At 62.6% G+C, this 26,868-nt stretch carries 19 protein-coding genes and 1 tRNA gene; 7 read left to right on the plus strand and 13 right to left on the minus strand.

The annotated features are described in order from the left end of the window. The first annotated feature begins 20 nt into the window (after window positions 1-20). Complete coding sequence (locus KF691_13450) at window positions 21-380, plus strand: DUF1428 domain-containing protein (GenBank protein MBX3390449.1); 360 nt, start codon at window positions 21-23, stop codon at window positions 378-380. On the opposite strand, the gene KF691_13455 is transcribed toward KF691_13450, so the two are convergent. From KF691_13455 to KF691_13475, 5 genes are all read right to left on the minus strand, one after another. Continuing rightward, window positions 358-1,500 carry a DUF3592 domain-containing protein gene (locus KF691_13455; GenBank protein MBX3390450.1) on the minus strand — a complete coding sequence of 381 codons (1,143 nt, stop codon included), beginning with the start codon at window positions 1,498-1,500 and terminating at the stop codon, window positions 358-360. The two genes, KF691_13450 and KF691_13455, sit on opposite strands and share 23 nt — an antisense overlap. A gap of 55 nt (window positions 1,501-1,555) precedes the next feature. Beyond that, complete coding sequence (locus tag KF691_13460) at window positions 1,556-1,756, minus strand: hypothetical protein (protein MBX3390451.1); 201 nt, start codon at window positions 1,754-1,756, stop codon at window positions 1,556-1,558. Between the two features lie 85 nt (window positions 1,757-1,841). Further along, the gene (mfd, locus tag KF691_13465) at window positions 1,842-5,288 is read right to left on the minus strand and encodes a transcription-repair coupling factor (protein ID MBX3390452.1); all 3,447 of its coding nucleotides are present in this window, start codon (window positions 5,286-5,288) and stop codon (window positions 1,842-1,844) included. 142 nt (window positions 5,289-5,430) lie between these two features. After that, window positions 5,431-5,952: a helix-hairpin-helix domain-containing protein gene (locus KF691_13470; protein ID MBX3390453.1), complete on the minus strand. Its 522-nt coding sequence runs from the start codon at window positions 5,950-5,952 to the stop codon at window positions 5,431-5,433. Between the two features lie 25 nt (window positions 5,953-5,977). Next, window positions 5,978-7,738, minus strand: a complete 1,761-nt coding sequence (locus tag KF691_13475) for an endo-1,4-beta-xylanase (GenBank protein ID MBX3390454.1) — start codon at window positions 7,736-7,738, stop codon at window positions 5,978-5,980. A gap of 166 nt (window positions 7,739-7,904) precedes the next feature. Between KF691_13475 and KF691_13480 the strand changes: the two genes are divergently transcribed. After that, complete coding sequence (locus KF691_13480; GenBank protein MBX3390455.1) at window positions 7,905-8,867, plus strand: phosphoribosylaminoimidazolesuccinocarboxamide synthase; 963 nt, start codon at window positions 7,905-7,907, stop codon at window positions 8,865-8,867. 8 nt (window positions 8,868-8,875) lie between these two features. Here the strand turns inward: KF691_13480 and KF691_13485 are convergent, their stop codons facing one another. From KF691_13485 to KF691_13510, 6 genes are read right to left on the minus strand one after another with little or no spacing between them, the layout of a single operon-like run. Then, window positions 8,876-10,867: a hypothetical protein gene (locus tag KF691_13485; protein ID MBX3390456.1), complete on the minus strand. Its 1,992-nt coding sequence runs from the start codon at window positions 10,865-10,867 to the stop codon at window positions 8,876-8,878. Window positions 10,868-10,885: 18 nt separating this feature from the next. Continuing rightward, on the minus strand, window positions 10,886-12,853 hold the full coding sequence (locus KF691_13490) for a hypothetical protein (GenBank protein ID MBX3390457.1): 1,968 nt from the start codon (window positions 12,851-12,853) through the stop codon (window positions 10,886-10,888). Next, a complete protein-coding gene (locus KF691_13495; GenBank protein ID MBX3390458.1) occupies window positions 12,850-14,133 on the minus strand; it encodes an ABC transporter ATP-binding protein in 1,284 nt (427 codons plus the stop codon). Before KF691_13495 ends, KF691_13490 begins: the two co-directional genes overlap by 4 nt. A gap of 14 nt (window positions 14,134-14,147) precedes the next feature. Continuing rightward, window positions 14,148-15,572 (minus strand): hypothetical protein, encoded by a 1,425-nt coding sequence (locus KF691_13500; GenBank protein MBX3390459.1) that lies wholly within the window; start codon window positions 15,570-15,572, stop codon window positions 14,148-14,150. After that, window positions 15,569-16,651: a hypothetical protein gene (locus KF691_13505; protein ID MBX3390460.1), complete on the minus strand. Its 1,083-nt coding sequence runs from the start codon at window positions 16,649-16,651 to the stop codon at window positions 15,569-15,571. The genes KF691_13500 and KF691_13505 overlap by 4 nt, the downstream gene beginning before the upstream one ends. Beyond that, a complete protein-coding gene (locus KF691_13510) occupies window positions 16,652-18,751 on the minus strand; it encodes a hypothetical protein (protein MBX3390461.1) in 2,100 nt (699 codons plus the stop codon). It lies immediately after the preceding gene. A 349-nt stretch (window positions 18,752-19,100) separates the two neighbouring features. On the opposite strand from KF691_13510, the gene KF691_13515 reads away from it, so the two are divergent. Next, complete coding sequence (locus KF691_13515; protein MBX3390462.1) at window positions 19,101-20,456, plus strand: ABC transporter permease; 1,356 nt, start codon at window positions 19,101-19,103, stop codon at window positions 20,454-20,456. Window positions 20,457-20,485: 29 nt separating this feature from the next. Here KF691_13515 and KF691_13520 read toward each other — a convergent pair whose 3' ends face one another. Next, window positions 20,486-21,961, minus strand: coding sequence for a glycosyltransferase (locus KF691_13520; GenBank protein ID MBX3390463.1), 1,476 nt, complete (start codon window positions 21,959-21,961; stop codon window positions 20,486-20,488). A gap of 46 nt (window positions 21,962-22,007) precedes the next feature. Then, a complete protein-coding gene (locus KF691_13525; protein MBX3390464.1) occupies window positions 22,008-22,472 on the minus strand; it encodes a hypothetical protein in 465 nt (154 codons plus the stop codon). 135 nt (window positions 22,473-22,607) lie between these two features. Here KF691_13525 and KF691_13530 point away from each other — a divergent pair. The 4 genes from KF691_13530 to KF691_13545 all read left to right on the plus strand — a co-directional run bounded on the left by KF691_13530 (window position 22,608) and on the right by KF691_13545 (window position 26,857). Beyond that, window positions 22,608-22,691: transfer RNA gene (locus tag KF691_13530), tRNA-Leu, on the plus strand. A 136-nt stretch (window positions 22,692-22,827) separates the two neighbouring features. Beyond that, window positions 22,828-23,235 carry a response regulator gene (locus KF691_13535; protein ID MBX3390465.1) on the plus strand — a complete coding sequence of 136 codons (408 nt, stop codon included), beginning with the start codon at window positions 22,828-22,830 and terminating at the stop codon, window positions 23,233-23,235. A gap of 140 nt (window positions 23,236-23,375) precedes the next feature. Next, window positions 23,376-24,815, plus strand: coding sequence for a hypothetical protein (locus KF691_13540; GenBank protein ID MBX3390466.1), 1,440 nt, complete (start codon window positions 23,376-23,378; stop codon window positions 24,813-24,815). Window positions 24,816-24,922: 107 nt separating this feature from the next. Continuing rightward, window positions 24,923-26,857 (plus strand): hypothetical protein, encoded by a 1,935-nt coding sequence (locus KF691_13545; GenBank protein ID MBX3390467.1) that lies wholly within the window; start codon window positions 24,923-24,925, stop codon window positions 26,855-26,857. Window positions 26,858-26,868 lie beyond the last annotated feature (11 nt).

Below are 26,868 nucleotides of genomic sequence, written 5' to 3' on the forward strand. Positions count from 1 at the left end.
TCGCACAACAAGGAGCGCTCATGAGCTACGTCGATGGATACCTCATCCCGATTCCGAAAAAGAATATTGCGCAGTACAAGAAGATGGCGGCGCTTGGATGCAAGGTGTGGATGGATCACGGAGCGATCGACTACCGCGAATGCGTCGGCGAGGAACTCAAGACCAAGTGGGGAATCCCGTTCACCAAACTGCTCAAGACCAAGCCGTCCGAAACTGTCGCGTTCTCGTGGATTGTTTTCAAATCGAAGGCGCACCGCAACAAAGTGAACGCGGCGGTCATGAAGGACCCGCGCCTCGCAAGCTCGATGAACATGAAAAAGATGCCGTTCGATCCGAAGAAGATGTGCTACGGCGGATTCAAAACCCTCGTGTCGAAATAGGGCGGCGCTCAACGCGGCCGACCGGCAAATCTTCATCGGCGTCATCGCCTGAATCATCGTCGGTGCCGCTTTCGCGCCCGACATCGCGCACCTTCACTCCGCACTCGGTCGCGATCCAGTTCGCGATGCGACGGGCGTCCTGCCGGCTCAGCCAGTGCAGAGTGAACGGCGCATCCGCCCCGGCCTCCTCCAGAACCAGTTTCCAGGCCGGTTGCTTGTTGATTCTTCGATCGCTGTCCGGTCCGATCGAAACCGCGAGCCGGTCGAATCGGATGCTTGCTTCGGACATGATTCCCCGCGGGCGCGGCGGCGAAACCCGCTTGAGCGTGCGATCGACTACGACGTCGCGCCGACCGGATGCGTCCACCGCCTTCTTCCACAAATAGGCGAGCACGAAGGAAGCGAGCGAGGCGACGACGACCGCGCCGGAGATCGCAACGGGCGGCTCGCCGTCGTACGCGAACATCACGGCGAAAACGCCGACGAAAGAGACCGCCCCCAGGGAAAAGCATGCCGCGGTCATCGGAGCCCAGTGCACCAATCGCAGCACGGCGCGGGCGCCATCATCACGGACGAGCCAAGCGGACATCGGCTCTTCGGCGAGGCGACGTGCGCGGAATAGGAATGCGGCGGCGCCGAGCAGCACCGCGTTGAACGGGAGCGCGACCATGAGCATCATGAGCGTGCCCGGCTGAACACCGACGAGCAGGGCGCTGTTTCCGGGGTCGTTCGGGTCGAAGTAGATTGGCCGCTTCGACCCGAGCGGAAACGCCTGGATGATCCGGTCAGCGTGCTTGCGCCCCGAGCCCGCCATTCCACCGACCTCGACGACGTCTCCGGTAAAGGATGCGCTTCCGACGGAATAGGTAAACGAGACTCTCGGGTGATAGGTCGTCTTGCCCTTGGAGCCGACGCCTGTCACGATGTCGCTTGTGGTAATCGTGCCGATCGTCCGCTGCCAGGTCTGCCCCGCACGGACTTGGCGGAATGCTGTCAGCGCGAAGTACGAATCGAAACCGACCACGAACGCGCCCCAAAATGCGATGGCGATCCAGCCGACCAGAATCTGACGGCGCAGTTTGGTTCGTTCTGCGTGCGAGAGTCTGGTCGAATGCGTCATCGCATTCCCTTGTGCGGGTTCGACGTCTCTTGGTTTCAGAGTCGGGCGGAGCGCGTTACGGTGCCGCGGGCACACCGGGCTGTGCTGTCTTGGCGCCCGGGGGGAGCGCCTCGTTGTCGCTCATGACGTACGCGACCATCGCGAGGAGCATCAGAATGACGGCGACGGTCATCATCCACGGAGCGTGCTTGCGGAGGCCGGAACGGGGTCCGCCGTGGCCGTGATGATTCGGATGCTCGCGATCGTGGTGGGACATGCGGGGTTCCTTTTCGGGGGAGCATTGTACTCGAATCGAGTTCCCGATCGAGGCGTGCGAAACTTCCGAAAGAGCACAGCGGCATTCAGCCCTGCAGCCGTTTCCGCAAGACACTGAGCAGCGTCTCCGGCTCCAGATACTTCTCGGGAGGTCGAAAGTAGACCTCGGCCAGTTCATCGCTCACGGCGATGCCGCCGCCGAGAGTCTTCGCGCCGGTCTTTGCGGGTAGAACCGTCACGCTCACCTGTAGCGCCTTGCCCGCCTTTGCCAGTTCCGGAGGCGTGCGGGCGAGGCGTTCGGCGAGTTCTTTCGCGCGAGAGGCTTTGAAAATCACATCCTTCTCGCGCACGCTGATTGACTTCACTCCGAGAGCGACCGCCGCGATGCGGAGCTCGGACATGAAAAGCAGCCGATTCACCTGCTTCGGCGGTTCGCCGTACGCGCTCGTGAGGTCGGCTTTCACCTGCTCGAGCTGCTCGCGGGTCGAAGCGGTCGCGATGCGCCGGTACGCCTCGAGGCGGCGCTGGTCGCTCGGGATGTACGGCTTGGGGATGCTCGCCGAGAGCCCGATCTCGATCGAGACGGTGCTGGGTTTTTCCGGAGGCTTCTCGTTCTTGAGTTCGTGCACCGCATCCTCGAGCAGGCGGCAGTACATGTCGTAGCCGACCGCGGCAATATGTCCCGATTGTTCGGCCCCCAAAATGTTGCCCGCGCCCCTGATCTCGAGATCGCGCATCGCGATCTTGAACCCGGCGCCGAGCATTGAGTACTGCTCGATCGCGCGGAGACGCTTGCGGGCGATGTCGTTGACGCTGCGCTCGGGGGGCAGGAGCAGATAGCAGTAGCCCCGGTTTTTGGAACGGCCGACGCGCCCTCGCAATTGGTGGAGTTCGGCAAGGCCGAAGCGATCTGCATCGTTGATCACCATCGTGTTCGCCGTCGGGATATCGATGCCCGACTCGATGATGGTGGTGCTGACGAGAATGTCGGCGCCGCCGTCCTTGCTCGGACCGCGCATGAACTTCAGCATGACCTGCTCGAGTTCGTGCGGGTTCATCTGGCCGTGACCGATCAGGATTCTGGCATCGGGCGCCATCTTCTGCACGTTGTCCGCGACGCTTTTGATGTCGTGCACGCGATTGTGAACGAAAAAGATCTGCCCGTCGCGGGAGAGTTCTCGCGCGATCGCCTGCTGGATCCGCCGCTCGTTGTACGGGATCACTTCGGTGACGATCGCGCGCCGGTCGAGCGGGGGCGTCGTGAGCGAGGAGATGTCGCGGATGCCGAGCATCGCCATGTGCAGCGTGCGCGGGATCGGCGTCGCGCTCAGTGTGAGCACATCGACGGTCAGCCGCAGCCGGAGCAGGCTCTCCTTGTGCTCGACGCCGAACCGCTGCTCTTCGTCGATGACAACCAGGCCGAGATCCGCGAAGACGACGTCCTTGCTCAGGATGCGATGCGTCCCGATGATGACATCGATCTGGCCTTTCTTGACTTTCTCAAGGATTTCCTTTGCTTCGGCGTCGGTCTTGAAGCGGCTCAGACTCTCGACTTTGAAGGGGTATCCGGCGAAGCGCTGCCGGAAGGTGCGCTCGTGCTGTTCCGCAAGCACGGTTGTGGGAACCAGCACCGCAACCTGCTTGCCGAACTCCACCGCCTTAAACGCGGCGCGGATCGCGAGCTCGGTTTTTCCAAAGCCGACGTCGCCGCAGATGAGGCGATCCATCGGGCGGTGCTTGCTCATGTCCTGCTTGATCAGCTTGAGCCCACTCAACTGATCTTCGGTTTCCTCATACGGAAACTCCTCTTCAAACTCGCTCTGCCACGGCGTGTCGCCGGGGAACGCCACGCCCGGCATCGCCTCGCGTGCGGCGCGAACCCGCATCATCTCCGCGGCAAGGTCCTTCACGCTCTCGCTCGTCCGCTCCTTCTGACCCTTCCAGCGCTGACCGCCCAGCGTGCTCAGTGTCGGCTTTCCCCCGAATCCGCCGACGTACTTCTGAACGAGATCGATCTGGGTCGCCGGAACGTGCAGCTTGGCGTTCCCTGCGAACTCGAGCGTGAGAAACTCCTCGAGTTCCGGCTCCTTGACCTTGCGGCCTTCCATGTTGGCGAGCGCGGTCTCGCTGCGCCGGGCAATCTCGCGCGGCCGCTGCTGCGTGAGCCCGATGAACTTCGCGATGCCGTGATCCTGGTGCACGACAAAGTCGCCGGGCTGAAAATCGAGAAAGGTGTCGAGGGCGCGGCTGCTGCGCAGTCGAGTCGCCTTGCGGCGAACGGTGAAGCGGTTTAGTAATTCGTGGTAAGGCACGAATGCGGCAGGTTCGGTTTCGCCCCAGATGAATCCGCGGTGCAGGTATTCGATCCGCGATTGGATTGGCCGCTCCGGCTCCTTTTCTGCCGCGGCGAGCAATTCCTTCAACCGCTGCTCCTCGCCCTCGTTCTGGCAGAAAACCGTCACGGTGCACCGCATCGGCTCGGTGGTCATCGCGATAAGTTCGCTGACGGCGACTGTCGCCTCGCGATCGAACGCGTCGAGCGCACGCACTGGAAGATCGATCCGTACATCTGCCGCGCCCGCACCCGCCGAAAACTGATTGATCTCGGCGATCGCGTGAAACCGTGACTCGAGAATCTTGAGCACCGCCGGCGGACCGAAGAAACCCTTGGAATCGCTGAGTCTTTCGTAGTACCCGCGCCCCTGCTCCACCACTTCCATCGTCTCGTGCAACAACGCGACCGACTCGGGCGGAATCAACTGAAGAAAATTGAGCGCGTCATCTCCCGGGAGTGCGAGCTTGACGTCCGCCGCGACGAGATGCGCCGAGTCGATCGCCCGATCGGCGCCCATGGTTCCGATATCGATTTCGTTGATCCGTTCGATCTGATCGCCGAAAAAGTCGAAGCGGACGGGGCTCGCGGAATCGCCTGCCGGAAAGATGTCGATGATCCCGCCGCGGACCGCAAAATCGCCTGCTTCTTCAATCGCTTCAACCCGCGAGTAGCCGGCGTTGTCGAGCCAAGCGATGAGCGCTGTCGGCGAAATCTGTTCGTCCCTTCGAACGGCTCTCGAAACCGCCGCGAGCTTCGCGGCTGGATGGACGCCCTGCATGAGTGCCTGGATCGGCGCAACGACGACCGCGGGCCGATCCGGGCGCACGCCCGAAATCTCGCGCACGACGGCGAGCCGCTCGGCGAGGGCATCGGGGACGGCCGCGCCGTCCGCAGGAAGCGATTCGAGCGCCGGAAGTCTGAGCGCGAAGGCCCCCAGCCCGCGCAGTTCATCGAACGATTCGTCCGCGTCGTCCAGGTGCGCACAGACGAGCACGATCGGGCGTGACAACTCGCTAGCGAGTGCCGCGGCGAGCAAAGTTGTCGACGAGCCGCTCGAGCCCGACGCGACCACACGCTTTCCTTGAGCCAGCACCGCCGCGAGACGCGCTGTCGCCGGATCTGTGCGCGCACGCGAAAGAACGCTCGTCGCGTCCGGGTCACTGGCCTGCCCCGCCGTTCTTTCGCTCTTCTTTGCCAACCGATTTTTCCCGAGCGCGCAGGCGCGTGCCGCCCGAGCGAGACGCTCGCCCGGCCGGTCGGACGCATGCAAGTTGCCAGATGCTACCACCGCCCGGCAACCCGCGCTGCGAACGGACGGTTTCTTCGCGCAAAGCGGCGAATCAGTCAACCACAACAAACGGCCGGACTTTTTCGAGAAGTTTCGGACCGATTCCTCGAACCCGATCGAGGTCTTTCACCGCTTTGTACCGACCGTTCTTCTCGCGATCTTCCACGATGCGTGCCGCCAGGCCGGGCCCGATTCCCGGGAGCGATTCCAATTCCGCAGCCGTCGCCGTGTTGACGTTGATCGGCCCTTTCTTCGCGCTCGCGACCGGCTCTTCCTTGACCGGCGATGCTTGCAATTGCGTCATGACCGGCGCATCGCGAGGAGGCAATTCGGTCACGATCGGCTTCGGCGACGAAGCCCGTCCCGGCTCAGGCTTCGCCGCAGCCTGAACCTCAGCTTTGTGCTCACTCGCGAGAACGGGCTGAATCGGTGGCGGCGTCCCCGCCGGGACGCGGCGTGCCGAGACCGACCACGCGAGTCCGACGGTCGCGGCACCAACAACCAATCCGGCCCCGATCCAGCGGACAGGTCCATAGGTCCAGTCTTCGATCACGTCGGTCGGCTTTCCGCCCATGGCCGAAAAGAATACCGAATTGTGACTACAGCGCGGGCGCCTTGCCTTCCCGCAGCGTTTGGAGCAGTTGCGCCAGCCTCTGCCCGGAGGCCTTGGGCGCTCCCGCCGTGTTCAGGATGCCGCCGAACGGCATTTCGGGCGACCGCGCGCTCGGCGGAGCGTCGGCCAAGTCCTGCCAGCAGATGCTCTGCACGCTCGGCTTTGAAACTAGTATCGAAATGACGTCGGCCAGCCAATCGGCCTGCACACCTTCGGACCAGGGGGAGCGCCAGCGGCCCGCAGCGTGCTCTCGCGCGGAAATGACTACCTGCTCGTCCTCGTCAGCCGCGGTTTTCGTGTCGGAAGCGGAAATCGAAATCGGAGCGCTCGGCGCGCCCACCGCGGTGATGTGCAATGGGCGCTCCATCGCCGCGTAGCGGTCGATCAGGCTCGAGATCATCATCAGATCGCGCGCCGATTGCCCCGAAACTGGCGCGCCGATTTGCAGCCGCAGGCCCAGCCCGTCCACGCCCAGCCCCAGGTTCAGCACGCTCTCGGCGTAGAAAGTCGGGGGCAAACTCTTGCGGTCGTGTGCGAAGTACTCACCCCAGGGCTCCTGAATCTCAACGAGGATTTTCCCCTGCGGATGGATCTTCTTTGTCAACAGGATGCAGACCTTGGTGAGATCCATGATCTGTTCGTAGCTCAACTTGACGTTCGAGTTGACATGCAGCCCGGAGCACACCGTCCAGCGCGTCACCGTTCGCCGGTAGCGCGTTACGACCTGCGTGATGTGCTCAACCATCATGTCGCGAAGCGTTTCGTAATCGTTTTCCCAGATGTAAATCCATTCGGGCAAGCACGCGGCTCGCAAGTCGAGAATGGGACCGGCGTTCACTGTCTTCTTCGCGTTGCGTACCGCCCATTCGATCCAGCGATCGGTCGCGCCGAAGCTCAGTTTTCCTTCAACGGGTTCGAGGTCGCTCCATCGAACCGGCATTTGCAAGAAATCGAAAGCCGTCGCCGCCTTGACGAGAGGCTCCGAAAACTGCCCGGGGTTGATTGCGATGCCGATCTGCGGCGCGCCCGGGACCACAGCGGTTCCCATTCCCGGCACAACCACGTGCTGGCCGGCCGGCGGCGGATCCCCGATCAGCTTCGTGTAGCGCGCCTTCGCGTCTTCGAAGACCTGACCGGTCAGACGCCCGGGCATCTCGCGCATCGCGTTCATCAGGCTCAGCTTTTCGGAAACGTCGAGGGCGATGGCCAGCGCTTCCCAGGCGAGCTTGTCGGCCCACGCACGGGCGCTCGGCTGAGCGGAACCTCCGGCCGAAACCGAACCGGACCGGTCCGCGACCAACGCTTCACCGAACTTGAGCCGCGCCGCTTCGAGCTGGACGAGCGCGGGGTGATCGGGCGCAAGCTCGAACATTCCCCACTCCTCCAGCTTGTTGAGGGTGAGCATGATGCGGTGGCGCGCAAGTTCAAGGCTGAGCAGGTACGGCTCCTCCCGCTTGGGCAGGAAGCAAGTCCGCAGCATCAACTGTCCGAGCGAAGGCACCGGTGCCGGGAGCCCGGGCACACCGGGTGAGGGGGGTGAGGGGGGAACGGCGGGTGGCGCCGGCACATCCACAAGCAGGCTGATGCCCGCGGCCTCGGGACCCTGCTTGGTGCAGATGAGCAAGCCGTTCTCGAAGCGGATTTCCGCCTGAGCCGGCATGTCGTCATTCCCAATGAGATGCTCGCCGCGCAGCTCGAAGCTGGTTCTCGGGAGTCCTGCGGAATCGAAGACGGCAAAGCTGAACATTCCGGCGCAGGCTCCCGCTTTCTTCGTTCGGGTGAAACGAGCGAGGAGTGTACGTCGCATCGGCCGCGACTCGCGAGATTTCCGGCGTGTAACCTTTCGGGTTCCCAGCCCCGCCGCCAGTCGGGTATTCTCCCTTCACTGCACGATTCTGCCTCCCACCGCTTTCATGCCACATTCAACGGAACGGCCTGTTACCTGCACCGACCTCGATCTTCCCGGCAAACGCTCGGGCAAGGTACGCGACGTCTACGACCTGCCGCCGGACTCGATGGGGCCGCGGCTCTTGATCATCGCAACGGACCGGATCTCGGCGTTCGACGTCGTCATGCCGACGCCCCTCGCCGGCAAGGGCGTGATCCTCACCGAACTCTCGACTTTCTGGCTTCGAATGATCGCCGAAAAGGGGCTCGCGCGAACGCACTTGATTTCCTCGGAAATCGCCGGAATACCCGACGAGGCATTTCGAGGCTCGGGGTTGAAGCCCTCCGACCTCGAGGGACGGAGCACCATCGCACGAAAGTGCAGGGTGATACCGATCGAATGCGTCGTCCGCGGCTATTTGGAAGGTTCGGGGTGGAAGGAATACCACGAATCCGGGGCGGTCTGCGGCGTGCAGCTTCCTTCCGGGCTGCGTCAGTGCGATCGGCTTCCCGAACCAATATTCACGCCGGCCACGAAGGAAGAATTCGGGAAACACGATGAAAACGTGACCTTTGATCGCGCTGCCGAGCTTGTGGGCAGGCGGGTTCTCGAAACTTTGCGCGATACTTCCATCAGGATTTATCTCGCCGCCAGCGAGCATGCCGCGGCACGTGGAATTCTCATCGCGGACACGAAGTTCGAGTTCGGTATCCCGCTTGGGACGGATGGGGAACCGACCGACTCGAGCCCGATGCTCGTCGACGAAGCGCTTACCCCCGACAGCTCGCGGTTCTGGCCGGCGGATCAGTACGAGCCCGGACGCCCCCAGAAGAGCTTCGACAAGCAGTTTCTTCGCGAGTACCTCGAAACTCTCGTGGATTCCGGAACATGGAACAAGCAGAGTCCCGGACCCCAACTTCCGGCGGAGGTCGTCCGCGGCACAATCGGCAGATATCGTGCGGCGCTCGAGGCCCTCAAACGCTCATAGGTCCAAACTTATTTCTGCTCGAGTTCTTGGACATTCTGCCGCGACTTCCGCTTGCGATAGTCCTCGATCATCGCGCGATGCTCCGCCATCCCCGGCGGCTCGACAAAGAGATTGTCGAACCTTTCGCCGTTGACCGCGAGGCTCTTGTCCTGCGGATCGCGGAACCGCTCGACCACGAGGTCGTAGGCAAACCGGCGGAGGTCGTCGGGCGCTGCCTTAAAGACCGCCGCGGCCTCGTCGAGCCCGAGCATGCTCATGAACTGCACAAACGTCGCTCCCGCCTGAATCCGGAAATCCGGCTCCATGATGTCCATGCGGGCGTTCGCGGTGTCGACGGCGCTGGCGTTGCGCTGATTCTTCATGAAGTACGCGTGCGACTGCGCCGCGTAATCCATCTGGCTGCGGAATTGCTCGTCGTCACCCGCGAGCAGCGCCGTGAACGCGCCGATCAGGGACGCCGTCACTTCGGAAACCGCAACATTGGGTGATCGCTGGCGATCGGCGAGTTGGGCCTGAACGAAGTCCTCGAGCGGCACGCTGAACTTGCGGGGCCGGTCCGGATCGTTCAGGTTCATCCCGCCCCATGTGGCGAGGTGGCGGTAGTACTTCTCGGCCACGTCCTTCATGCCCAGCCGGTAGAAATACAGGATGACGTCGGTGAAGAAGTTCTCGTATCCGGCGGCATACATGGTGTACGCACGATCCGCGGTGTCCCACTTGCTGCGCCCCACGAGCTCCTGCATGATGTCGGCGTACGTTTGCGCAAAGCTCGGATCGGGAATCTCGAGGTACATTTCGGCGGCGCCGACGTTGAAACCCAGATAGTCAAAGTAGATCTGCCCGTAGCGATACAGGTCCTGAACGGCCTGGATCACGATGCGATCGGTGTTGGTGAAGTCAAAGTCTTTTTCCGATCGTGCCGTCGCGCGCAAGAGACCTCGCTCGACCCCCTGCGCCGACCAGTAGAGCGCGTGCGATGCGGGGACGCGCCAGTCGATCGGCCCGTACTTCCGCACGAAGCGGATCATCTGGCCCGGCTCCATGTTGTAGCTGGTTTCGAGGATGTACCGGCGAGCGAAAGGCAGGTACGCGTCCCACGCGGACTTGAGCGCCGGGTCGCGTACGAGCGCGAGCATCGCCTTCATGCGAGCGCTCATGGATGCTTCGGCGATCTTGCCGCTCGACGAACGGAGCACGGCCTGGATCAGCTCGTAGCGCCGGAGCAACGTCATGACGTTCTCCGCATTTGCCTGCGAATCGGAACCTATCGCCCCGTGGTCGCCGACATCTGCCACGATCCGATCCAAAAGCGTTTGGACCGATGGGGTCTTCTCGATGACCGCGCTCAGATCGCGCGGCGCATCGGCGATCGGCTGAAGGAATGCGACCGTCTGTTCGATCGCGTGCTCGCGCGAGCGATCCTTGAAGTCACGCGCGGGAGGCTGCCCGAGTACGGTGGTCCACTCCTCGGCCAGTTTCATCTTGTAGTAGCGATTGGCATCATCGGTGATGCCCCCGATCTTGTGGAGGAAAATCCAGGCGAGCTCCTTGTGCAGGAGCATGTCGTTCGGGTTCGCGACGATGCCCTTGTTGCGCAGGAGCTGGATGCCTTTCTGAACCCAGTACCAGCGTTCGGCGCGGGTCTGCGTCGAAACCGAGATGTTGTACGCCATGTTCCAGGCGTGAAAGACCCACACGCGCGGGAACCGAGGCTGGAGCCGGGTGATGGCTTCCGCCAATTGATTCAGCTCGAAGAACTTGCCTTCCTGCTTCAAGTCGTTCGCCCGGATCCAGAGGAAATTGACGAACACGCCGCGGAACGCGCCGAGCGCGATCCCGAGCGCCACTTCCGGCGGCTGCCCTTCCTCGACGCGATCGGTGTACGCCAGCTTGTTCCGGCTCGCGACCGACGCCATCTGAACCGAGAACACGACGCTTCCCGCCGCGGCGAGCAGAACGCAGAGAAGGGCGACGATCTTGGCTGGTGTGAACCGTGTCATGGTGGAAGGCCACTCTCTCTAGTTACCCGAGTAGATGGCGAGTTCGCGCGAGCGGAAGATCAGCGACCCGATGACGAACAAAATGACGACCAGCAGAATCAGGAGAACTCCCCCGGTCGCGACGCTCGACCACGGCAGAAGGACCCCGTCCACGAGCCGCTGCGCCGGGCGCAGATCGGCATAGAACCGGAACGGTGCTGAAACACCGTTCGCGATCTTGTCGATCACCCAGAAGAACGCGATGTCGTGACCCTTGTTGTCCGTAATGTTCCAATTCTCGAGAGCATTCTGGATAAATCCAGCACTCTCGGCGACGAGGAATATCCCGAAGGCCGTCAACGTCGCCACGGAGAATGACAGGAAAGTGCCGGCGAAGACCCCCGCCATGGCCACGAACGCCGTCTTCAACCACAACACGGCGAAGACCCGGATGAAGTTCACGCGGTAGCTGCCCGCGGCATACGAGACTTCCAGGGCGTCGAGCGCGAAAAATGTCGCGCTCGGGTTGGGAATCCGATTGAAGAAATCACCGTTGACGATGCTGACGATCAGCACGCCTTCGTCATTGATCACGCTCGGACTGAGCGTGATGCTGTGACTCTGCGCGAGCGCGACTTTCTCGACGACGGAAGTTCCGTTGGCGGGAAAGAGAAACGTGAGAAGATACTGGAGATCGGGCCGGTTGCTTCCCGACTCGGGGCGGAAACGCAAAATGATCGGCACGCCGCGGTCTCGGGCGCTCTTGAGACCCGTGAACGCGAACACGCGGTCACGCCCGGGCTCGATTGTCCGATACTCGATATTGATCGCGCGGATCAGATCCGCCCGCGCGCCCTCGCGGTCGGCCGGGTCGGAACCGAAATTGGGCCGGTTGTGCTGCTCGGCCTTGACTCGTGCTTCGACACTCTCGGTGATCGCCTTTTCGTCCAGCGCCGGCAGTTCGGGATACTCGGTGACGCGCGCGGTCAGCACCTGCGTCTCCAGAATGCGACGATCCGGCGACATGATCGTCCCGTCCGAAGTCACAAAAGCTTCTCGTTCGCCCTGCGCGGGGCTTGCCCGCAGGTATTCGGTGAACAAAAAGACCGCGCACCCGGTGACCCCGAGCAAGACCGCCGAGAGCGTCACCACGCCGAGCCATTTCCCGAGCACGTACTGCCACGCAGCAACCGGCTTGGTGACCGTTTGCCAGATGACCCGGTCCCGCTGCTCGGTCGCGACCGTGTATACCGAGAAAAGCACCGTCAAGACCGCGATGATGGTGTAGGAGAGCCCCGTGCCATACTGAAGAAAGCTCTGCACCCGATAGCGAAGGGCCTGATTCGGATCGAGCAGCAACGGCAGCGCCGCCAGGAGCAGAACCAGCAACACGACAAAGACCGCGGATATCTTCATTCGAACGGCCTGATCGAGCGTGTTCCTTGCGATCGAGAAGACCTGGTGCGGCGCAGAAAGCAGAACGCGGCACGCCGCAACCAGCGCGAGGAAAACCGCCCAGAGGGCTCCCGCCCCGATGACAAAGAGCACCCACGTCCGGATAGAGGGGAAGAGCGAACCTGCAAAGAACGCCCCTACGAGCGCGAGAGTGATCGCCGTGTAGGAAAGCCCGAGCCCGAGCCAGATGACGAGGATCGCGAACAGCGCAGCGCCGACGACCGGAGCGATGATCTGCATCGTCTCCGCCTTGCGCGCGAGAACCGAGTTGATCGCTCGCACCGCCATCTGTGCGTTGGAATCTTCCGCCGTCGGGATGTCGTTCTTGACAACCGGGCTCGATTCTCCACCGGCGCCGGAATCGACGGCGGCCGGTGATTCTTCCGGAGGCGGCGCTTGGTATTCGAGCCGGGGCGCTTCGATCTTGTGCAAGACCGAATAGGTGATCAGCCCCGAAAGACAGGCGAACGCCACGACTCCCGTCGCGATCAGCTTGAACAGCTTCGATTTTTGAAGCCGGTCGAGTGCGCGGATGCGTTCCCCGAACGTCACGGGCTTTGCCTCCCCGTCGAATCGCCTTCTTCGCCCGTGAGACGCGAAATGATGTCGGTGTCGACCGCTTCCGGAGGCCTACCTGGCTTTGTGTTCGGTTCGGATCTCGGCTCGGCCGGCTGCTCTGCGCGCGTCGGCAACGACGGTCCGTGCTCCGACGACTCTGACGACGTCAGCGCACCGATGATGTCGGCGTCCGGCCCGCTCGGGCGAACTTGCTCCGCACGCACGGCCGGGTGAACAACGGCGGCCGCGGGAGGTTCTGGCGCGGACTGCGCGGTCAACTGCTCGATCAATTGATCGCCCGACGCGCGCGATTCTTCCCCGAGCAGGAACGCCGCGGTCGGGCCTCCCGACTGAGCGCCCGATGTCGCGACATGACTCGATCGCGCCTTCTCCACGATCTGAAGAAAATATTCTTCGAGCGATTGGCGCGGATGCGAAACGCGGCGGATGCTCTTGCTCCCCGCCGTCCGCCGACGGATGACCGCGTCGATTTCCGCGACGGTGTCTTCGTCGAGCGTGTCGGTTTCGATCGTGGTTCGATCTTCGACTTCAAGAAGCGAGTCGCAGGTGCCTTCCTCGCGCTTCTGGCCGCCGTACAGCACGACCATCCGGTGGACGCAATCCTCCACGTCCGCGAGCAAATGGCTTGAAAGCAGGATGGTTTTGCCCCGCCGGCCGAGCTCGATGATCAGGTCTTTGACCTGGCGCGTTCCGACGGGATCGAGACCGGTCGTGGGCTCGTCGAGCACGAGAAAATCGGGGTCGTTGATCAGCGCCTGCGCGATGCCGATTCGCCGCTGCATCCCCTTCGAATAGTCGCGCACCGGGCGGAACTGAGCCCCCGCAAGCCCGACCATGTCGATCAGTTCATCGATGCGTCGCTGCCTCGTGCGGTAGTCGAGCTGAAAGAGCTTCGCGTAGTAGTTCAGCGTCTCACGGGCATTCAAGAACTGGTAGAGGTACGACTCTTCCGGCAGGTAACCGATGCGCCTCTTCACCGCCACGTCCGTCGGCGGCTTCCCGAAGACCGCGATCCTGCCGCTCGTCGGGCGGAGAAGCCCCAAGATGATCTTGATCGTCGTCGATTTGCCGGATCCGTTCGGCCCCAGCAACCCGAACACCTCGCGCGGACGGATCTCAAACGAGAGATTCTCGACCGCCCGCGCGTTCTGACGCAGCCAGAAGTCCTTGAAGACCTTCGTCAGGTTCTGACAAAGAACAACCGGACGCCCGCTGGCGGCCTGACTCTCGGCGGTGGACTGAGAAACAACCATCGCGTCCTCCGGCGCTATTGAGCGAAGCTCGAATTCGGCGTCGTGTTGAACTCCGTCGCGCGCTGGAGGGCTTCTCGTTGCGCGCGAGCATCCTGTGCCGCTTTCAGGCGTTCCGCGGTCTCACGCTTCTTCGCCAGGTCGAAATCTTCGGTCAATTGCACTTCGAGTGTGCGGACATTCTGGGGGACAACCAGCAGCTGAACACTGTCGCGATCCAGGAATGCGCTCAGCGCATCGGTCCACTCGCGATTCAGCATGACGCTCGGGTTCGAGCGATACTGCGTGAGTTTCGCCCTGAAGTTCGCGAGTTCTGCGCGGCGCTGATTCACCACTTCGCCCTTGTACTGCCGCGCTTCGCTGATCATCCTCGCGACCTCGCCCGACGTTTTGTTCTCGATCACATTCCCGTCGATCGTCACCGGACGCCCCTCGAGCATTTCGTTGATCGTTCCGAGGATCGACGCTTTCGCCTTCTCGTCGTCGTTCGCAACGGCGAGTTCGTACGCATCGATCTGCGCGATCAAGTAGGGCTCGATTTCGCCGGCCTGCGCATTGAACAACTGCTTCACGCCCGTCTCCGCCTGCTCGATCGCCTTCCGCGCATTCGATGCCGCGGACTGCACGCTGTTGAACGCCTCGCGGACGTACATCGGGGGCGTGACCGTCGTGAGCTGGAACTGATTGATCTGGATTCCCGATTCCAATTCGTCGAGCTGCTTCTGTGCGATGCCCCTGGCGATCTCTGCGACGTGACCGGTCTCGCCCGCCGCCTGCCGGAGCAATTCCTCGACTTTGGTCTGAGCGACCGCGCGAACGATGCCGTTGCTGCACGCGGCGGTGACGATCGCCTTCTCCTGATCGGGAAGCACGTGCTCCGCGAACAACTCGGGCCGAGTCCGCTGATACTCGACGCGCCACTGGGCGTGCGCCAGGTTGGCGTCGGCCGTGATGAGTGAGCCGTCGTTGTCCGGCTTGAGGCGCGGATCCTTGCTCAGGTTTTCGATCGACGTGCCCCTGGCTTTATCCGAGACCAGCGGCCAGAACTGCGAATCCAGTGTCACGCTCTCGGTGCCCGTGTTGACCTTCACCAGTTCGCCCACCGGGAACGGCCACGACAACTGAAAACCCGGGGGCAGGTTCGGCGATTCAACGCGACCGAACACCAGCCGGATCGCCCGCTGACCTTCTCTCACCGATTGCAGGCCGCTCCCCAGGAACAGAATGAAGAGCACGATCATCGACAACTGCACAATGCGCAGCGTCACCGTCAGGGCGTCGGACAGCGACTTGTTCGCCGTCGCCATCAGGTCGTCGGTCGATTGCATCGGCGCGCTGGTGCGCGAGAGCTGCACGCTGGCCCGTCTTGTGCTCACCGGCCGGCCCGTTTCGCCCTCGTCGGGAGATCGCACCGGATTGGTTGGATCAAAGGCGTCGTTCACCGCGCGCCCTCCGTGCCGGCAGACTTGCGCTCCTCGGTCCCGGGGATCAGCTTCAGCGTGGGATCAGAATTGAACGAAGACGATTTCGAACCACCCGCCGCGCCCGACCGCAGCTTGTCCATCGACGTCAGCGACAGCATCTCAAAGCCCGGCAGACTGTCGGGGAGAACCAGCGTGGTCCGCTTGCTCAGGGTGGTCTTCAGGAATTCCACGTTCCTCAGGAATACGGCTAGTTCGGGGCTCTCGTTCATCTGCTCGAAATATTGGCGTGCCTCACGATCGCCCTGGGCCCTGATTTCATCCGCACGCCGCTTCGCGAACGCCTGAATCCGCTGCGCATCGGACTGCGCCTTGCTTCGGATCGCCGCCGCACGCGAATCGCCCTGGCTCTCGAGCTCCTTGACCAGCTTCTGGCGGTTCTGGATCATCGCGTCCATCGTCTTGTTGGTCGTGTCCTCGGGTAGAACGATCCGATTGATGCCGACGTTGACGGCCTCGATGCCCTGATCGGCAAGAGACTGCCCGCCCGTTGTCGCAGCGCGCAACGCCTGCAGCACCTGCGCCTCGAGTTGAGGGATTCTGCTCCCCTTTTCATCCGCCGAGAAGAGTTCGTCCATCCGGAACCGGCTCGTGACTCCAAGCGCGCTGCGCAGGCTGTCGCGCAAGTAGTCCTCGGCGCGACGGAATTGATCCTCGGCCCGGTCGCCCGCGTTCGAGAAACGCTGAAAGAACTTGAGCGGATCCTGCACGCGCCATGTGGCGAACGCCTCGACGATGATCTGGCGTGCGTCGGCCGTCTGCTGGGTCTCCGATCGAGTCTGCACGAACCGGACGCGACGGTCGTAGGTCGTCACGTTCTGAATCGGGTAGGGCAGCTTGTACTTGAGACCGGGTTCGGTCTTGATCGCGCCCTCACCGGCCTTGCCAAAGGTCGTGAGCACCGCGATCTCGGTGAATCGCACGGTGTACGTGCACATGTACGCCACCATGGCAAGAACAAACAGACCCGCGAGAATGATGACAAAGGCTTTTCGCACCTGAAAACTCCCGAGCGCCGAGCGCTCAGCAATGAATGACAATCAGTTCGGGATATCGTCCTGCTTGATTTCTCTGAACACGTCGGTCCCCGACTGACGATCGAACAGCTGCGTCGTCAAGCGAAGGTCGGGAATCCTGTCGCTGGTGATGTACACGCGGCTGTCCGCCATCACCACCTTGAGCGCATCGAAATACAGCGAAGCCTTGAACACTTCGGGCGATGCCAGAAAGCTCGCAAGCTGGCCGGCATAACGCTCCGATCGCGCCCACTCGCCCATGTGGCGCTTCCACCGGTCGGCTTTCGCTTCCGCGATGAACCCCGCCGCGGCGCCGCCCGCCTGATCGAGCAGCTTCTGGATCGCGAATTCTTTTTCGTTGATTTCCTTCGCGCTCGCGTTCGCCGCGCGCAGTTTGTCGAGTGCATCGAAGTCCGCGATGATCTGGTCGGAAAGCCCGACACTTCCAACCACGTCCGTCAGAATCTTGATCGCGTCCGCCCTGGCCCGGTCGATCTTGGCCTGCCGGTTCTGCTCGGCGCCCACCACCGCTTCGAAATCGTTCGCCACTTTCTTCGGCGGGTGCACGCCCGCGACGCCCAGTCGCACGATCTGAATCCCGGGGCCACGACCCTTTCCGTCCGGGCCGGGGTTGAGCCGCGCGAACGCCGTTTCGATCCTCTCCGTCAGATCCTGATTCACCTCCGCTCGCTTCGGCCCGAGGATGTCATCGACGCTCAGCGTGGCCATGTATCGGATGATCTCGCGCTGCGCCGTCGCACGGAGCAGATCATCGCGAACCGAAGGCGCGCCAAGCTCTTCAAAGAGCTCAACGTTGGAGATCGAATAAACCAGCGGTATCTCGAGCGAGAGGACCGACAGGTCGCGCGCCGCGCCCGTCGATTCCGCGGACTGCAATCCCGCCGAACCCGACGGCCTGACGAGCTGGTATACCTCTTCCCGCGCGTGGTCGTTCGTCCACAGGATCGCGCCGCTACCCGTCGGCGCCTGCGTCGCGAGCGAGATCTCCCGGAGCCCCGTCGTCGTCTCGGCCGTTCCGATCTCTTCGCCTTTTTCGTTCCGCAGAATCTCGACCGGGATCACGACCTGATCGATCGGCCACGGCCACTTGATGAGAAGCCCCGGGCCCACATCATTCATCACCGGCTTCCCGAATCGCAGCACCATCGCGCGCTGATACGGCAGGACAACCGTGAAACACGAGAGGCCCCACAAAACCAGCGCCCCCCCCAGCAACAGCGGCAAAACGGCCCGGCTCAGCAGCCGATAGAGCCACGTCGAAGAAACGTCGTAGCCCAATTGATAGTTGATCGCCTCGTTGATCGACTTCGCGACAGCTTCGGGCGCCGCAAAGAATCCGAGCAGTCTCGAATTGAACGCCGGGTTCGGGATATCCCCGGCCTTGCGCGGGCGATAGATCTCGAGCAGGAAGTTCAGGAACACTTCCGCCCCCAGCACCATCAGCACGATCGGAAGAATAAATCGCAGGTACCGGAGCGGCCCGTCCGGTCCCACGATGTCCGCGATGTGCGCCGCGAAGATCGCGATGCACATCAGCGACACGCCCGCGGCCATCGCGCCACCGGCGCGAAGATTGGCCCAAACCGGCTGGCGCGCCATGCCGCCCGCGTATCGGGCCAACAGGAACATGGCTGCCGCGACTCCGGCCTCGACGCTCATCGCCCAGCCGCGCATCGCAGGCGCGTCGTGGTTGTTCCGAAGCGCCCACCCCTTCGTGTAGCCGATCCAGCCGATCGTGATCAGCGCGCCGCCGATGAGCACGCTGACGATCGGGAAGAAAACCCGGTACATCGCCCGCAGCCGGCGCGCCGCAACCTTGAAGTCGTCCCCGGTCGATTCAAAGACGCTCGCCGACGCCGCGTCGCGTCCCAGCGTTTCCACCTCGATCGCTTCGATCCGCTCGCGTCGGGCCTGGTCGAAAACAATGCCGAGTGCAAGCCAGGCGACCACGCCGACCGCCGCAAACAAACCCACGGTCATGGCGGAATGGTCGTTCGCGAGCGCCGCATAGATGACCAGCGCCGCCGCGGCGACGCCCTGGATGGCCATTCCGAGAAAACTGACGCCCGTGGCTTTTTGGTAGCTCAGATAATCTGCGCGCATCGTGTGGGTCCGCGTCGGAAGCCCCCAAAGAACTCGGGGGCGGAATAGACAGTGAGCCTCTATGGTAGAACGCGACAACGGGAGCGTTGCCGCGTCCAACAAACGGATGGAACGCTGTCCCCGGGACCCGTCGCGCCATCCGTACCGAGCGGGCCGCGCAAGAACCACGCGGACCCGGATCGGACCCGAGTTGATACGCTCGAGTTTCCGAGCGGTTCGACCGAACCGACGAGTCGAAACGCGCGAACGGAGAGCGGGACCGCGGACGCACCGCCGGTTCGGGGAAGTCTTTCCTCCGGCTTGCTAGCCTTCCTGCTTCGATTCTCCGGCTCCGGAGTCCTCTCTCCGTATGAATTTGCGCGTCCTTGCAATCGCCCGAAATACGTTCATCGAAAGCCTGCGTCAGCCGGTGCTTCTCATGCTGGTCCTGGCCAACGGGATCCTGACCATCCTGATCACCTGGATGTCGGCCTTCAGCCTCGCGGACATCGAGACCGCCGAAGTTCAGGGCGACAACAAAGTGCTGCTCGACGTCGGGCTCTCGACGGTCTTCGGCTGCGGCGCTCTGATCGCAGGTTTCATCGCGACCGCCGCCATCAGCCGCGAGATCGAGAACAAGACCATCCTGACCATCGTGAGCAAACCGATCTCGCGCTGGATCGTGGTATTCGGAAAATTCCTCGGCGTGAGCGGCGCGATCCTCATCGCCACGGTCATCATGCTCACCTTCCTGCTCATGGCGGTGCGCCACGGCGTCATGAGCACCGCCGCCGACTCGGTCGACATGCCGGTCGTCGTCTACGCCCTCGGCGCGGTCTTCATCGCGGCGATCGGCGGCGCCTGGGGCAACTTCTTCTACCGCTGGAATTTCCCGCAGGTCATGACGCTCCTGCTTCTGCCGCTCATTCTCATCGCCTACGTGGCGATGCTCTTCACCCACAAGGACTGGAAATTTCAGGGTCTCATCGTCGACTTGAAACCGCAGATTCTCACCGCCTGCGCGTGCCTCTCGATGGCCGTGCTCGTCCTCACCTCGATCGCCATCGCCGCCTCCACGCGGCTCGGTCAGGTCATGACGATCGTCGTCTGCATGGGAGTCTTCGTGCTCTCGCTGATGTCCAACTACTTCGTCGGGCGAGAAGTCTTCGTGAATCAGGTCGTCGCCGAGATCGAAAAGGCGACTCCGACCGATCCCGGCAAACCCCGGCTCGAAAGCCCCGGCGAGTCATTCGATATCGAGCTGAAGAACGCGCCGAAGCCGACGATCAAAGTGGGCGATTCTTTCTTCTATTCTCCAAGCCCGACCGGGTTCCCGATGATGACCGCTTCGTTCCCGCCGTTCAAGGGGAATCTCCAGAAAGGTGAGACATTCCTGGGCGCGGATATTCCTCCCGGCTTGGTCGTCACCCACGCCGAAGGGCAGAAACTCACGATCAGAATGGTCGGCGGAAAGCCCCTCGAGCGGGTCGCTCCGCCCCAGCCCGACGACTTTGTTTTTCTGCAGCCCACCAGAATCCGGCCGTTCTGGCTGGCTGTATGGGGCGCGTTTCCGAACATGCAGAGCTTCTGGATGGTCGACGCCGTCTCTCAGAACCGGCCGATTCCATCCGTCTACCTGCTGCTCGCCGCCGGGTACGCCTTCTGCCAGATCACCGTCTTTCTTTCGCTCGCGATCGTGCTCTTCGAAGGCCGCGACGTGGGCTGACCTCTGTCCCGCGCCGGCACCGCTCGTGTTCAAGCCGGCTGCAGAGTATTCTGGCGAGCGCGGGACTCGATGGCTGCGGAATACGCCCCGATGCATCGCTCGGCGGCACCGCCCCACGTCAGCCTTTGGAGTTCAAAACTTCCGTGCTCGCGGAGCGTCGCGCCCAAAGGCGGGTGTCTCAGCACCGCGATGATCTTGTTCGCCATCTCGTCGATGTCCCAGAAATCGACCTTGAGCACGTGCGACAACACCTCCGAAACGCCGCTGGTCTTGCTCACGATCACCGGCACGTCGTGACTGATCGCCTCGAGCGCCGCGAGACCAAAGGGCTCGCTCACGCTCGGCATCACATAGCAATCCGCCATCTGATAGATCCGTTCCACGTCCTTGCCGCGCAGGAATCCAGTGAAAAGCACCTTGTGCCCGATCCCCATGTTTGCCGCGAGTTCAACCATCCGCAGCGCCATGTCCCCCGAGCCGGCAATGACGAACTTCACGTCCTTCACCTTCTCGAGCACGCGCTTCGCCGCGGCAATGAAATACTCCGGTCCCTTCTGCATCGTGATCCGCCCGAGGAAGAGCACGATCTTGTCGCCTTTTTGAATCTCCGAGCCCGTTGACGGCTGCTGAGTTTCTCGCTCGATGCCGTTGTACACGACGTCGATCTTCTCGCCGGGAATCCCGTACCTCCGCTCGCAGATGTTCTTCGTGAGTTGGCTCACCGCCAGCACGCGATCCGCCGCTTGCATCCCCAGCCGCTCGATCTCGTACACCCGTTGATTGACGTTGTTCCCGGCGCGATCGAATTCCGTCGAGTGCACGTGCACGAGCAGAGGCTTGCCGCTGATGCGGCTGAGCATCATTCCCGCCGGGAAGGTCAGCCAGTCGTGCGCGTGGATGACGTCGAACTCGTCGCGCCGCGTGAGCGAGACGACCAACCTCGCGTACCGCTCGGAATCACCCACGAGATCGAAGCCGTACGCGCCGTTGCCGTTCTGCAGCGAACCTCCGTTCGCCACCGGCGAAATCGCCGCGAGTAACTCGCTGATCTGGCGCGCCGCCGCCTGTGATTCCGCGTCCTCAGCTTTCTGCATCATTTCCGGCGCGACCGCAGCCGCGACAGCGTTCACGTCCACTTTGGTTGCTTTGTCGCTCTGATCGTGCCCTGGATACGGGCTCGCAAATGCCGCCGGCACTCCGCGAAAGACCGCGTGCCGAAATCCGTGTGACGCCAGCCCGCTGATGCTTTCGGTCGGCTGCACGCGCTGTTGGGCTGAAACCGCGTCGCGCACCGCCGGAGGAACCCCGTTGGCCCGCTTTGCGCCCATCGCGTCGGGGCTGAGCAGGCGGACATGAGACGGTTCCGACCGATCGACCGGCTTGGGAAGCACGAAAGTGACCTGATGCCCGAGCGAATCGAGCGCGCGCGTCAGGCCGTAGCACGCGACACCGAGGCCGCCCGCGATGAACGGAGGAAATTCCCAGCCGAGCATGAGCACTCTCATGGGATTCTCCACGCCCGGTCCGACGATGATGCGCTTCCTGAATTCATCACTCGTCGTCGCCTTCCTGGTGCATGTCTCCAAGTGGTCTGAAGCACGCTTCGTACGCCGTCAGCACTTTTCGAACCTTTTCCTCCGCGCCCTGTTCCGTCAGCTTGATGCCCGTGCGCGACCGAAACGCAAACATCTTCTCGTCATTGCGGTAGTGATCAATCGTAAGCGCAGGTCCGGAGTATCCCACCTCCACAAGCTCCTCTTCGAGCAGTTCTTCCAGATCGTCGCCCGTATTGAGCAAGTCCGCCTCGATCGAGTGGCTCAGCCACCGGTCCTTCATAAAAAGCCCCACATCAATGCTGTCACCATCCACTTCCACCCGGTATTCGGCCGGCGCAGCCGAAGCCGCCGCACTCGCCACCAGGCGGTTGCTCAAGACCTTCACCTCGCCGAACAGGCCCGACCCGCGGGCAAACTCGGACAGGGACTCCAGAATCGCGGCAATTTTCCGCGTCTCCACCACGCAAACCTCCACAGTCATGCCGATCGGGCTGCCCGCGGGCAATCCGTCCCGATCGATCCAACTTTATCCGCGCGGCAGACAAAAACGCGACTATATTTCCCCCCCACCAAGCGGGTTTCAGCCCGCTTCAGAGCCCAGGTGGCGAAATTGGCAGACGCACTACCTTGAGGTGGTAGCGCCCGCAAGGGCATGGAGGTTCAAATCCTCTCCTGGGCATTCGCGATTCCGATCTGACCGCGCCCATCCCAAAGCGGTCGCTCCCCATTTCTTCGTTCGGGTTTGCAATCAGACCGCGGCAAGAAGTGCGCCGCGATTTCTCCGCTGCGCCCAAAGACGCGCCGATTCTCGGTCGATGATGCTGGCGTCCGGCCCTTCCGGACTCGACGTCATGCGAATTCTCATCGCCGACCAATCCCGAACCATGCGCAACATCACCCGCGCCGTGCTCGCGCAGCTCGGACACTATGACGTCGACGAGGCAGCGGATGCCGCAGAGGCGGTCTCCCGAGTTCGGTTTGCGGAATTCGCCCTCTGCATCTTCGATCGCTCCATGCCCGACGCCGAAGGCGTTCCGTTCGCTCGCGCCCTCGAACTCGCGGGATTCCGCGCGGAATTCATCGCGCTGACTCGCGACGACGAATCGCTTCAACGCGCCGAACACCCCAAGGTCCAAATCTTGCAAAAGCCGTTCGCCCCCGAAGCCCTGCGCCGCGCGATCGCGCAGGCTCTCCCGCCGCAACCGGTCTCGCTGGCGGCCTGAATTCCCGCCACTTTCGCGATTCTTGCGCTCGGTCCCCGGCGATTTGCCGCAACCGTCCGGCGGTCTGCCCCGTAGCGCCCTTGCGAATCTGCGGCACCGTGCTGGACAGCATCGCCCGGAGACCGGACAATCGCAGGGAAATGATGGCTCAAGCGGGTCCATTCAGCCGCTGCTCATGGCGGGTTTTTGTACTGGCGACACTTCTGTCGTCGGGTGGCATTGCGCCGGCATTTGCTTGGGAGCCCCCCGAGAGCCCGACTCCCACCCCGGCAAATGAGCCCGCTCCGGCAGAAGAAGCGCCAGTCGCACCGGAATCGGGCGACAAGAGCGCCCCGCCCACGAAGGAGGAAGCGCCAGCGCCCGAGTCACCGGCGCCGAAAGCCGAGCCCATTACTTCGGGTCAACTCGAGACCATTCTGATCTTGAAAGACGGATCTCAAGTTGTCGGCCGGCTTGTCAGTATCGACGACGAGAAGTACACCGTCCTGATCGCGGGTATCCCGACGCGCTTCGCCAAAGAAAACGTGATCAAGCTCCTGCCGCAGCCGCCGGTAGAAGAGCGGTACAAGCAGATGCGGGCGGCGATCGATGATTCCGATCTCGACCGGCGCGTGCTCCTCGCCGAATGGCTCCGCGACCGCAAGAGATATGAGCTTGCGTTGAGCGAACTCGACGGCGTGCTCCACATAGATGGTTCGCACCCGCGTGCGAAAGAGCTCAAGAAAACCATCGAGCTTCAGATGGACATCGACAAGGCCGCCGCCGAACGCAAAGCCGCTCGCGAAGCCGAGAAAGGATCGGAAAAGAGCTCCGCGGCTCCCTCTGAGAATGATGAATCAAGGGATATCGCGGCGCCGCAACCCTTCCCGATTCTGAGCGACGACCAGATCAATCTGATCCGTGTCTACGAGATCGATCTCACCAACCCTCCGCGTCTGCTGATTCCGCGAGAGCTCATCGCGTCCCTCATCCAACGCTATTCGGACGATTCGCTCATGCCGGCGACGCCCGAGCTCCGCGACAAGCTCTACCAGACAAAGCCGTCGCAGATCCTCGATCTGCTCTACCGGCTCAAAGCCAAAGACTTGTACCCAATGGTCAAAGTCATGGAAGACCCTGCCTCGATACAGGCTTTCCGGCGCGATGTCCACCAAGGCTGGCTCATGAACGGCTGTGCCTCCAATCGCTGTCACGGCGGCGAAGAGGCCGGCCGGCTCTATATCAAGCGATCGCGCCCGACCGACGCCTCGACCTACTACACCAACTTCCTGATCCTCGACCGGTTCCGCCTCTCCGACGGCAAGCCGCTCATCAATTACGAGGAACCCGAAAAGTCTCCGCTTCTGCAGATGGCGATGCCGCGAAACCTCTCCATGAGGCCTCATCCCACCGTGCGGAATCAAGCCGGAATGGACCAGTGGAAGCCTGCGATTCGCTCCGTCGATGACCGACGCTACCGCGCCACGCTCGACTGGATCCGCTCCATGTACCGTCCACGTCCGGAATACGGCCTCACCTACGACCCCCCCGTCCCCAAAGGAACTCTTCAGCTCGCCCCGGCCGCGAATGGTGAACGTTGATTCTCGAGACCCGCGGCGGGCCCGCCTCCCTGATAAACTCCCCCCCTTCCCGAGTCCCGCCCATTCAGCGATTCACACCCCATGAATCAACCCCGCCGGAGGCCCGCATGCAGGTTTGCCAGTTGACTCTCGTCCGCCGCCCGGTCCTCGCGTCGGCGCTGATTCTGATGGCGGGTGCGCTGCCGTCCGCCTGCGATCGCACGGACCCGAACCAGAGCGCGATCGCGACCGGCTCCGCCAGACTTCAGGCCAGCTCGGGGGGCGCCTACGCCAACGCCTACACGGCCAAGAACTACAAAGAAGTCATCGCCGTCGCCAAGCCGGTCGCAAGCAGCGAGGATAAATCTGTCCAGAGCGCCGCTGCGGCATCACTCGTGGGCACCGCGCAGCTCGGCCAATCCATCGCTCTTCTCGATGAAGCCGCCGAGCTCGAGCACGCCGCCGTCAATGCCGCTTCGTTGATCCGGGTTCAACTCGACAACTGGGTGGCGTACAACATGTCCGCCGATGCAGCGCAGGGATTTGATCCCGCTCCACTTCTCGAACGCATCGAGTCCGACCGCACCGCGAGCAACCGCGAACTCCAGACCCTTCAGTCCAAACTGCAGGACGTCGAGCGAAGGCTCGCGGATCTTCGTTCCCGGGCCAAGTCCAAGTTTGAAGAAGCGGACAAGTACGCGCTCGAGTTTGCGAAAGCACGTGAATCGCTCGCTTCGCTCTCCGCCACCGAAGCGGAGTCCCAGCTGACGAACGCCCGCAATGAGCGCCGAAAAGGCGACGCCATCCGTGTGGAAGCCTCACGCCTTCAGGCGCAAGCCGATGTCACGCAGCCCGAGGCGGACGAACTGAAAGTGTTGATCGCCGCGACTCAGAACCGCATCGCCGCGCTCGACCGTGAGAAACTGGAAATCAGCGAACGCGCGCAGCAGGGTCGCGCGGCATCCGCTCAGTCCCGCACCGCCGCCGCGGAAACGGCAAAGCAGATCGAAACCGCGATCACCGAACTCGCATCCTCCCGCAGTTCGGGCGTGATCGCAAAGTACGACGAAGCGATCGCCTCGCTGCGCAGCGCGGCCGCTTCCGCCAAGGCCGCCTCGAACGACAACTCGGTCATCGGCAAGATTCTCGTCGGCCGCACCCAGCTCGCTCTCGCCGGAGCGCTCGCTGCCAAGGCTTCGAGCGTCAAGTCGTACGTCTCCTTTCTTGCGCAGAGCGCCGCTGTGGACCCGTCACTTCCATTTGCTGCTTCACTCACGGCGCCTCTGAAAGAAGCCTCCGAACTCCTCCAGCGGACGACCGAAGAGTCAAAGACCGCGTTCGAAGCCGCGCAGTCCGCATTCTCCTCCGTTCAATTGCGAGGCCAGGGTGCCGCCGCGATCAAAGATCGCCTGACGCAGGTCGCCGAGGCTCTCGGTGCGCTCGCCGGCAAACCCGCCTCTGAACAGACCGAACCCGCGCCGCAACCCGAGCAGACTTCAACACCTTCCGCAAGCTCGGAGAGCACGCCTGATTCCGAAGCCCCTTCAGCGCAGAGTGCCGAAGCAGCCTGGGAACAGGTGTATGCGGCGATGGAGTCCGGCGACAAAGCCGCGGTGCTTTCGGCAGTTGAGTTGGAAGATCCGGCACACGAGAACATCATCAGCGGTGTCGTCATCCTGAGCGCGGCGCAGCAAAAACTCGACAACGCATGCCGTGAAAAATTCGGCAAGGCGTTCTCCGAAGCCCAGGCTCAGGCAATCGGCGTTACCGCGCCGACAAAGGCTTCGGATTACAAGGTTGAAACAACGGGCGACACGGCAACGGTCAGTTTTCCGGGCACTCCCGAAGTCAGCATGAAGAACCATGGTGGCAAGTGGATGCTTTCGTCTTCTTCGCTCGCACAGGGTCCTTCCGCAGCAGTCGCTCCCTTCGCCGGACCGATCTCGGTCGCAATCGATTCGGTTACCGCCGATGTCCAAAGCGGAAAAATCACTTCCATCGAGGAAGTTCTCGTCGAAGTCCAGAAGCGGGCGAGCGCCGGCATCAAGCCGGGTGGCGGCTAATCACTCGTGCC

This window comes from Phycisphaeraceae bacterium (assembly GCA_019636555.1).
Taxonomy (GTDB): Bacteria; Planctomycetota; Phycisphaerae; order Phycisphaerales; family UBA1924; genus JAFEBO01.